We start from the raw sequence: 8,785 nt of genomic DNA on the forward strand, positions 1-8,785 counted from the left end.
CCTCGCGAGAGACCGACTGAGAACCCGCCGGTGGTCGGCTTTGTGACGTGGGCTATTCGCTGCGCGAATACAGGCACGGCTACGCCGCAAGGCAGGCTTGCTTCGCAGCCCCAGGCACGGCCTTCGGCCGCGAAGCAGGCGGGACTTCGTCCGCCCACTGCACGGCCTTCGGCCGCGAGGCGGGCTTCGCTTCGCTTGGCCTTCTGGGTTGCGGTGGTGGTAGGTGTTCGTGCGGTGCGGGATCTAGCTGGTCCCGCACCGCACTCCTGTGTCAGGACGTCGTCTGGTCGATCCAGTCGGCGTAGGCGGTGACGTCGGTCCAGATTCCGGGGCCGGTACCGCAGAGCGGGCTCTCGTCGCCGTCGCGGCTGGTCGCGCCGATCAGTTCCCAGCGTCCCGGTTCGCCCTTGAGCTGCGGGCCTCCGGAGTCGCCGTTGCAGCCCTGCGCGTTCTCGGTGGGGCTGTCGGTGCACAGCTCGGTGGCCCCGTCGAAGTCGGCGCACCGGTCGTCGGCGACGAGCTCGGTGTCCAGCTCCTGCAGCCGCGTCGGCAGCTCGGGGCACTGCTCCCGGTCGTCGCACGTGACGCCCCAGCCGATGATCCGCGTCGGATCGCCGGGGGCGCCGGAGTCCGCGGCCAGCGAGATCGGCTGCTGCTCGACGGGCCGGTCCAGCCGCACCAGCGCCACGTCGTCACCGGGCGCGGCCTGGTCGTAGCCGGGGTGCACGACGAGCTCGGCGACTCCGGTCTCCGCCCCGCCGGTCGTGCGGTCCCCGCTGCCGATGCGGGTCGTGACGTCCTCGGGTTCCACGGCGGCGGCGCAGTGCGCCGCGGTCACCACCCAGTCCGGCCGGATCAGCGATCCGCCGCAGAAGTGCTGGCCCTGCTGCTGCAGGGACACCATGAACGGGTATTCCTCCGTGGCGTCGTGGCCGCCGACGACCGCCGGGCCCGCCTCCGCGGCGACCGCCGTCGGTGCCAGCGCCGCCGCGAGCGCCAACGCTCCCAGCGCCCCGACCGCCGCCGACCGTCCCCTTCGGACTCGACGGGCCGGGCCGATCCGTTGTTCGGTCATGCAGTGCTCCTCGCATCGCGCTGATCTCCTTGCGGAACACGACGCTATGGATCAACGCGGCCCGGCGGATCGGCCGATGAGCCGACGAGGAGTACGACTTACGGTCACCGCACGACGATCCGCGACAAGACACTCGCACGCGGTGACCTCCGCAGGACGACGACCGGTCCCCGTGCGGTTCCGATGCGCGAGCCCGGCCTCGGCGGTCGCCGCGCAGGGTCAGAGCGGCAGGTCCAGTTCACCACCGGTCGCGGCGGACAACGCGTCCCGCATCGCGGCCCGTGGCGCGGGACGACCGGTGAACAGCTCGACCTGGCCGAACGCCTGGTGCAGCAGCATGTCCAGTCCGGTCGCGAGCCGGCCGCCCGCGGCGGAGACGGCGCTCGCCAGCGGAGTCGGCCACGGGTGGTAGATCACGTCCAGCACGCACGCCGCCCGCGCCAACGCCGACACGTGCGGATCCGCCGCACCGGCGGGCAACGTCGACACCAGCACGTCCACTTCGGACGCGGCGGCGTCCAGGTCGATCGAATCGAGCCGCTGCACCGAGACCCGCAGGCCCACGTGCTCCGCGGTCAGCACCACGTCCCCGGCCCGCGCCGGTTCGCGGACCGCGAGCGTCACATCGGTGAGCCCGAGCTCCGCGAACGCCGCCATCGCCGCCGCCGCGGTACCACCCGCGCCGAGCAGCAACGCCCGGCTGCCACCGGTGAACCCGCCCGCGGCGCGCAACGCCCCCGTCACCCCGTCGACGTCGGTGCAGTCCGCGGACCACTCCCCCGACGCCAGCCGGGTCAACGTGTTCGCCACGCCCACCGCGGCCGCCCGCTCGGTGACCTCCTTCGCCAACCCGAGAGCGGCGCGCTTGCCGGGCATCGTCACCGACAGGCCCGCCCACTCCGGGCCGAGCCCGCCGATCAGCTCGGCGAGCCCGTCGGCGTCCCGGTCGAACCGCTCGTAGGTCCACCCGGTCAGCCCGAGCTCGCGGTACGCCGCGCCGTGCAGCACCGGGGACAGCGAGTGGCCGATCGGGGAACCGACCACCGCCGCCTTGCGGGCCGCTGGATCAGAACGCGCCACGTTGCTGCGCCTCGGTGATGTAGCGGTCGTGCTCGGCCATCGTCGTGGCGAAGCAGGACGTGCCGTCCGGGTAGCACTTCACGAAGTACACCCAGGTTCCGTCGGCCGGCTTCTCCGCCGCCGTCACCGCCGCCTTGCTCACCGTGGAGATCGGCGTCGGCGGCAGGCCGTAGTTCTGGTAGCTGTTGTACGGCCCCGGCCGCTGGCGGTCCTCCGACTTGGTCAGCAGCGTCGGCTTGTCCAGCGGGTAGTTGATCGTCGAGTCGAACTGCAGGCGCATCTGCGGGTCGGTGGTGCGGTTGTAGATCACCCGCGAGACCTTGTCGAAGTCCCGCTCGATGCCCTCGCTCTGCACCAGCGACGCGATGGTCAGCAGCTCGTACGGGGTGCGACCGGTGCTGTCGGCGGCCTGCGGCAGCCCCGCCGCCTCCAGCAGCGCAGCGGACTTCGTCACCACCTGGCGCAGCACCTCTTCCGGCGGTTCGCCCGGCTTCACGTCGTAGATGCCCGGCATGATCAGCCCTTCGAGGCGCCGCTCCGGCTCCGCCTTCGACGCGCCCTCGATGGCCCACTCCGGCACGCCCAGCGAAGCCAGGTCCGCGGAACCCGCCGCGGCGTGCATCTGCTCCGAGGTCGTGCACTGGCTCTCATCACCGGTGCAGGTCGCTTCGGCCAGCTTGGTGAGGATGCCCGGCGTCTTGCCGCCGTCCGGGCTGAGCTGGTCCTCCAGCCGCTGCCCGCCGCGCACCTCGATGCGGCCGGTCTTCGCCTCGGCGGACAGGATGTGCCCGACCGCGGCGGAGCCGGACATCTTCGACTTCATCAGGTAGAAGCCCGGCTGGATGCTGTTGATCTGCTTGTTCTCCGCGGCCGCCTTGGTGAACGCCGTCGACGACGCCACCACATCGGCCTTGGACAGGGTCTGCGCGATGTGGCTGACGGTGTCACCGGAGGAGACCTCCACGACCACCTCGCCGGTCCCCGCGCCCTCGTAGTCGTCGTAGGACCCGATTTGCAGTATCTGCATGGCGCCGTACACCACGCCTCCGCCCACCAGCAGCAGGACCAGCAGTCCGGCCAGGGCGGTCACCGAACCGCGTCGTTTCCGGCGGCGCAGTTGGGCCCGCTGCTCGCGGGCCTCCCTGCGGCTGCGCCGGGGCGGCTCGCCCGCGTCGTCCGCGAACAGGCCGAGATCGTCGCTCACGAAAGGTCCTCTCAGGTGGTCTGCGACCGGGCGTCAAGCCATGCCTGCAAGATCTCCACTGCGGCGGCTTGGTCGACCACGGCGCGCTGTCGCTTACCGCGAACCCCCCGTTGGGAGAGCATGCGGCTCGCGGTGACCGTGGTCAACCGTTCGTCGTGAAAGCGCACCGGGATCGGGGCGATCCTGGTGGCCAGGGCTTCGGCGTAGGAATGCGCCGAATCCGCGGCACTGCCGTGCCGTCCTGCGAGCGTCTTCGGCAGGCCGATCACGACCTCGACCACCTCGTGCTCGGCGATCAGGCGCACCAGCTCCGTCAGATCGCTGCCCGCGTCCTCATCGCGCTGGAGCGTCACCAACGGCGTCGCCAGCATCGGGGACGGATCGGTCAGCGCGACGCCGACGCGCACCGCGCCGACGTCCACACCGATCCGGCGTCCCGCTCCGGGGTCCGGGGCGTCGGCGGCCGGGCCGACGCCCCGATTACCTGAAGTCACCCCTGGACCGCCTTGTCCAGTTCGCGGTGCAGCGCGCCGATCGCGGCCGTCACGCCCGCCGGGTTCGTCCCGCCGCCCTGGGCCATGTCGGGCTTGCCGCCGCCACGGCCGCCGACCTCCGCGGCGAACGAGGGCACCAGCTTGCCCGCGGCCAGGCCGAGGTCCCGCGCGGCGTCGTTGACGCCGACGACGAAGGAGACCTTGCCTTCCGAGGGCTCCGCGGCGAACAGCGCCACGACCGCCGGGCGGCCGGTGAGCCTGCCGCGGATCTCGCCCGCCAGCGCGCGCAGCCCGCCGCCGTCCACGCCGTCCGGGACCTGCTCGGCGACCAGGCTGACGCCGTGCACGTCGCTCGCGCGGCCGGCGAGTTCGCCCGCCGAGGACAGCACCTGCTGCACGCGCAGCTGCTGGAGTTCCTTCTCCGCGCCGCGCAGCCTGCTGACCACACCGGCGATGCGCTCCGGCAGTTCCTCGGCCGGGACCTTGAACTGCTCCGCGAGCTGGGTGACCAGCAGGTGCTCCTTGCTGATGTGGCGCATCGCGTCCATGCCGACCAGCGCCTCGACCCGGTGCACGCCGGACCCCACCGAGGAGTCCGCGACGAGCTTGACCACGCCGAGCTGGCCGATGCGCCCCACGTGGGTGCCGCCGCACAGCTCCCGCGAGTAGTCGCCCATGTCGACCACTCGCACCTGGTCGCCGTACTTCTCGCCGAACAGCGCCATCGCGCCGAGCTCCATCGCCTTGTCCATCGTCGTGGTGTACGACGAGACCTCGACGTCGTTCTGCAGGTAGGAGTTGACCTCTTCCTCGACGCCGCCCAGCACGGAGGCCGACACCGAGCTGGGCGCGGTGAAGTCGAAGCGCATCCGGCCCGGCGAGTTCAGCGAACCCGCCTGCGCCGCGCGCTTGCCGTAGGCACCGCGCACCGCGGCGTGCACCAGGTGCGTCGCGGAGTGCGAGCGCTCGATGGCGCGGCGACGGTCGCGGTCCACACCGGCTTCCAGCATGGTGTCCACGCCCAGCTCACCGGAGACGACCTTCGCGCGGTGCACGAACAGGCCGGGCACCGACCGCTGCACGTCCGAGACGCGCACCTCGACGCCGGGGCCGACCAGGGTGCCGGTGTCGGCGATCTGGCCGCCGCCCTCCGCGTAGAACGGGGTGCGGTCGAGCACCAGCTCCACCTCGGTGCCCGCTGCGGCCGACTTCGCCGGGGCGCCGTCGACGAGCAGCCCCAGCACCCGGCTCTGCGACTCCAGGTCGGTGTAGCCGATGAACTCGGTGGTGCCGTGCTGGTCGAGCAGCGTCCGGTACGTCGAGAGGTCGCCGTGGCCGGTCTTGCGCGCCTTCGCGTCCTCCTTGGCGCGGCGGCGCTGCTCGCCCATCAGCTCGCGGAAACCGTGCTCGTCGACCGACAGGCCCTGCTCGGAGGCCATCTCCAAGGTGAGGTCGATGGGGAAGCCGTAGGTGTCGTGCAGCTGGAACGCCTTCGCGCCGGGCAGCTGGGACGCACCGGACTTCTTGGTGTCGGCGACGGCCACGTCGAAGATCTTCGAGCCGGCGGTGAGCGTCGTCAGGAACGCTTCTTCCTCGTTGCGGATCACCGAGTCGATGCGCTCGAAATCGGTGCGCAGCTCCGGGTACGCCGGGGCCATCGCGTCCCGCACGACCTGGGTGAACTCGCCCAGCACCGGTTCCTGCACGCCGAGCAGCCGGGTGGAGCGCACGATGCGGCGCAGCAGGCGGCGAAGCACGTAGCCGCGCGCCTCGTTGCCGGGGGTGACGCCGTCGCCGACGAGCATCACGCCGGAACGGGCGTGGTCGGCGATCACGCGGAACCGCACGTCGTCCTCGTGGTTCGCGCCGTAGCGGCGGCCGGAGAGCTCCTCGGCCTTCGCGATCACCGGGCGCACCAGGTCGGTCTCGTAGACGTTCTCCACGCCCTGCAGCAGGCACGCCACCCGCTCGACGCCCATGCCGGTGTCGATGTTCTTCGTGGGCAGCTCACCGAGCAGCGGAGCGCCCTTCTTCGGGCTCTCCTCACCCCGGATGTCCTGCATGAACACCAGGTTCCAGATCTCGATGTAGCGGTCCTCGTCGACGTTCGGACCGCCCTCGACGCCGTAGGCGGGGCCGCGGTCGTAGTAGATCTCCGAGCAGGGGCCGCCGGGACCGGGCACGCCCATGTCCCAGTAGTTGTCCTCCGCGCCGCGCACCTGGATGCGGGCCGGGTCGATGCCGGTGGTGTTGCGCCACAGCGCGGCCGACTCGGTGTCGTGCTCGTAGACGGTGACCCACAGGCGTTCGGGGTCGATGCCGTAACCGCCCTCGGCGACCGAGGAGGTCAGCAGCTTCCACGCGTGCTCCATGGCGCCTTCTTTGAAGTAGTCGCCGAAGGAGAAGTTGCCCGCCATCTGGAAGAACGTGTTGTGCCGGGTCGTCTTGCCGACCTCGTCGATGTCGCCGGTGCGCACACATTTCTGGATGCTCGTCGCGCGCGGGTACGGCGCCGGGGCGTCACCGAGGAAGTACGGCTTGAACTGGACCATCCCCGCGTTCACGAACAGCAGGGTGGGGTCGTCGAGGATCAGGGAGGCACTGGGCACCACGGTGTGGCCGGTGCTGCGGAAGTGCTCCAGGAAGCGGCTGTGGATCTCGTGGGTCTGCACGGTGGTTCCTTCGAAGGGTGCTGCGGAGTCGGGGGCGGGGCTGCGGCGGGACGTGGCAGGCGGGGCGTTCGGGGAACCGGAGCAGTTCGCGACCGGTGAGCCGGCGCGGACGGACCGGTTCCCCGGAACGCCCGCCGTTCAGCGTTCCGCCCGGCGAGCTCGCCGAGCCGGTGCGCGCACACCATCACCGGCCGGGCGCCCCCGGCCGTCCGCCGGGCGAGCGTCGATCGCGTCGGTGTCGAACCTCCGCCGCGGCATCGAGGTGCCGTCGACGACGTCCTGCAACTCCTGCTCACGCTCGCTCATCCCGGCGCGCACGTCCGCGCCGAACGAGCCCACGGCACCCGCGAGCTCGCGCATCGCACCGCCGAGCTGCTCGGCAGCGCCGCTCGGGGTCGCCTTGCGGGCGGTCTCGTTGACCTTGCGGGTCAACGCGATACCGGCCGCGATTCCGGCCCCGAACCAGAACATCCGCCTCACTTGCGTCCTCCCTTGCGGCGGGAGTGCTTGCCCCACGGCTCTTCCTTGCGCTTGCGGCGAGCTCGCAGAGCCTTGCTCACCCCGTACGAGAAGGCCGCGGTCTTCACCAATGGGCCACCCAGTGTAGCCGTGAACAGCGACGACAACGCCGAGACGTTGCCGCTGACCGTCTTGGCGTTGGCGGTGATGCCGTCCACCCGTTCCAGCTGGGTGTTGACGTGCGTCAGCGTCGAGTTGGCCCCGGTGAAGATCGGGTCGGTGTTCTCGTGCGCCTTGCGGATCGCGACGGTCGCCTCGTCCAGCGTTCGGCCGAGCTTGACCAGCGGGATCGCCAGCAGCACGACCAGCAGCACGAACGCGCCCGCGACGATCAGCGCGGCGATCTGCGTGGGCGTCACGTGCCCTCCCGGTTTCCACGTGGTTTTCCTGCCACCGGCAAGGATTCACCGGTGTCTTGATCGCGCGCCAGGTTACCGTGCCACCCCGCGGCGGGCGCTTCCGGTGCGTCGGCGCGTCCGGCGGTCAAGCCTCCACCGGGGTGACCGGGCCGTTCCCCGTGAGGACGCCGACCACGTTGCGTGCCGCCAGTTCGGCCATCGCCGTGCGCGTCTCCACCGTCGCGGACCCCAAGTGGGGGATGAGCACCGCGTTCTCCAGCTCCAGCAGTCCGGGGTGCACCGCCGGTTCCTGCTCGAACACGTCCAGCCCGGCCGCGGCGATCCGGCCCGCGCGCAGCGCCTCGGCCAGCGCCGCCTCGTCCACGACGGGGCCGCGGCTGGTGTTGACGAGCACCGCGGACGGTTTCATCGTCGCCAGCGCCGCCGCGTCGATCAGGTGCCGGGTCTGCTCGGTGAGCGGGCAGTGCAGCGACAGCACGTCCGCTTCGCGCAGGAGCTCGTCCCTGGTCAGGTACCGGGCGTCGAGTTCGGACTCGACGTCGGCGGCCACCCGGCGGCGTCCCGAGTACGCGATCCGCATGCCGAACGCGCGCGCCCGGCGCGCCACGGCCTGCCCGATCTCACCGAGGCCGATGATGCCGAGCGTCTTGCCCTGCAAGCCGGTGCCCAGCATGAACCCGAGGTGGAAGAACCACGGCTCACCGGAGCGGATCAACCGCTCGGCCTCGCCGAGCCTGCGGGTCGCCATCAGCAGCAGCGCGAACGCGAGATCGGCGGTGGCGTCGGTGAGCACCCCGGGCGTGTTCGTCACGGTGACGCCTCGCGCGGCCAGCGCGGGCACGTCGAGGTTGTCGTAGCCCACGGCCACGTTCGCCACGACCTTCAGCTGCGAGCCGGCCGCGTCGGCGACCGCACCGTCCACCTGATCGCCGAGCATCGTCACGAGCCCGTCGGCCCCCGCCACGACCTCCCGCAGCTCCGCGGGGTCCAGCGCCTGATCCCGCTCGCACACGTGCACCTGCCCGGCGCCGCGCAGCAACTCCACGGCCGCCTCGGGAACGTTGCGGGTGACGACGATGCGCACAGCTGACTCCTGACTACTTCAAGTCGTTCTCACAGCACCCGACACCCGGGCGCTCGAATAACCTTCATCCTCACCCAACCAGCGGCGAAGACGTGCCTTAGGCGGCGAAGCACGCCTGCCTGGCGGCGAAGCCGTGCCTGCATGTGCGAAGCACATAGCCCACGTCAAAAAGGTGACCACCTGCGGGTTCTCAGCGTCCTTCTCGCGAGGACGGCTTTTTCCCTCGTGGCGGAGCCACTCGGGAAAAAGATCCCGCAGCGAGAAGGACGCTGAGGGTCCGCCAAATGACCACCAGAGC

The 8,785-nt window shown here is 71.3% G+C and carries 8 protein-coding genes; all 8 read right to left on the reverse strand.

Annotated features, from left to right (window positions below; translation table 11 throughout):
- Nucleotides 1-271: 271 nt before the first annotated feature.
- The 8 genes from ACWD38_RS29540 to ACWD38_RS29575 all read right to left on the reverse strand — a co-directional run bounded on the left by ACWD38_RS29540 (nucleotide 272) and on the right by ACWD38_RS29575 (nucleotide 8,487).
- Nucleotides 272-1,075, reverse strand: a complete 804-nt coding sequence (locus ACWD38_RS29540; RefSeq protein WP_450125376.1) for a S1 family peptidase — start codon at nucleotides 1,073-1,075, stop codon at nucleotides 272-274.
- A gap of 219 nt (nucleotides 1,076-1,294) precedes the next feature.
- Complete coding sequence (locus ACWD38_RS29545; protein WP_450125377.1) at nucleotides 1,295-2,155, reverse strand: shikimate dehydrogenase; 861 nt, start codon at nucleotides 2,153-2,155, stop codon at nucleotides 1,295-1,297.
- A complete protein-coding gene (gene mltG, locus ACWD38_RS29550; protein ID WP_184478130.1) occupies nucleotides 2,142-3,359 on the reverse strand; it encodes an endolytic transglycosylase MltG in 1,218 nt (405 codons plus the stop codon). Before mltG ends, ACWD38_RS29545 begins: the two co-directional genes overlap by 14 nt.
- A gap of 11 nt (nucleotides 3,360-3,370) precedes the next feature.
- The gene (gene ruvX / locus ACWD38_RS29555) at nucleotides 3,371-3,853 is read right to left on the reverse strand and encodes a Holliday junction resolvase RuvX (protein ID WP_184478129.1); all 483 of its coding nucleotides are present in this window, start codon (nucleotides 3,851-3,853) and stop codon (nucleotides 3,371-3,373) included.
- Complete coding sequence (alaS, locus tag ACWD38_RS29560; RefSeq protein ID WP_184478128.1) at nucleotides 3,850-6,525, reverse strand: alanine--tRNA ligase; 2,676 nt, start codon at nucleotides 6,523-6,525, stop codon at nucleotides 3,850-3,852. Before alaS ends, ruvX begins: the two co-directional genes overlap by 4 nt.
- A gap of 138 nt (nucleotides 6,526-6,663) precedes the next feature.
- Complete coding sequence (locus ACWD38_RS29565; protein WP_343071293.1) at nucleotides 6,664-7,005, reverse strand: hypothetical protein; 342 nt, start codon at nucleotides 7,003-7,005, stop codon at nucleotides 6,664-6,666.
- Nucleotides 7,002-7,403, reverse strand: a complete 402-nt coding sequence (locus ACWD38_RS29570; protein WP_184478127.1) for a DUF948 domain-containing protein — start codon at nucleotides 7,401-7,403, stop codon at nucleotides 7,002-7,004. The genes ACWD38_RS29565 and ACWD38_RS29570 overlap by 4 nt, the downstream gene beginning before the upstream one ends.
- A 124-nt stretch (nucleotides 7,404-7,527) precedes the next feature.
- Entirely contained in the window at nucleotides 7,528-8,487 is a 960-nt protein-coding gene (locus tag ACWD38_RS29575; RefSeq protein WP_184478126.1) for an NAD(P)-dependent oxidoreductase, read from the reverse strand.
- Between the last annotated feature and the right edge of the window lie 298 nt (nucleotides 8,488-8,785).

Source organism: Saccharopolyspora sp. NPDC002578 (assembly GCF_053592695.1).

Bases quoted from the DNA above. Each gene is read 5' to 3' on its own strand.
- ACWD38_RS29540 (WP_450125376.1), bottom strand. From the start codon at position 1,075: ATGACCGAACAACGGATCGGCCCGGCCCGTCGAGTCCGAAGGGGACGG.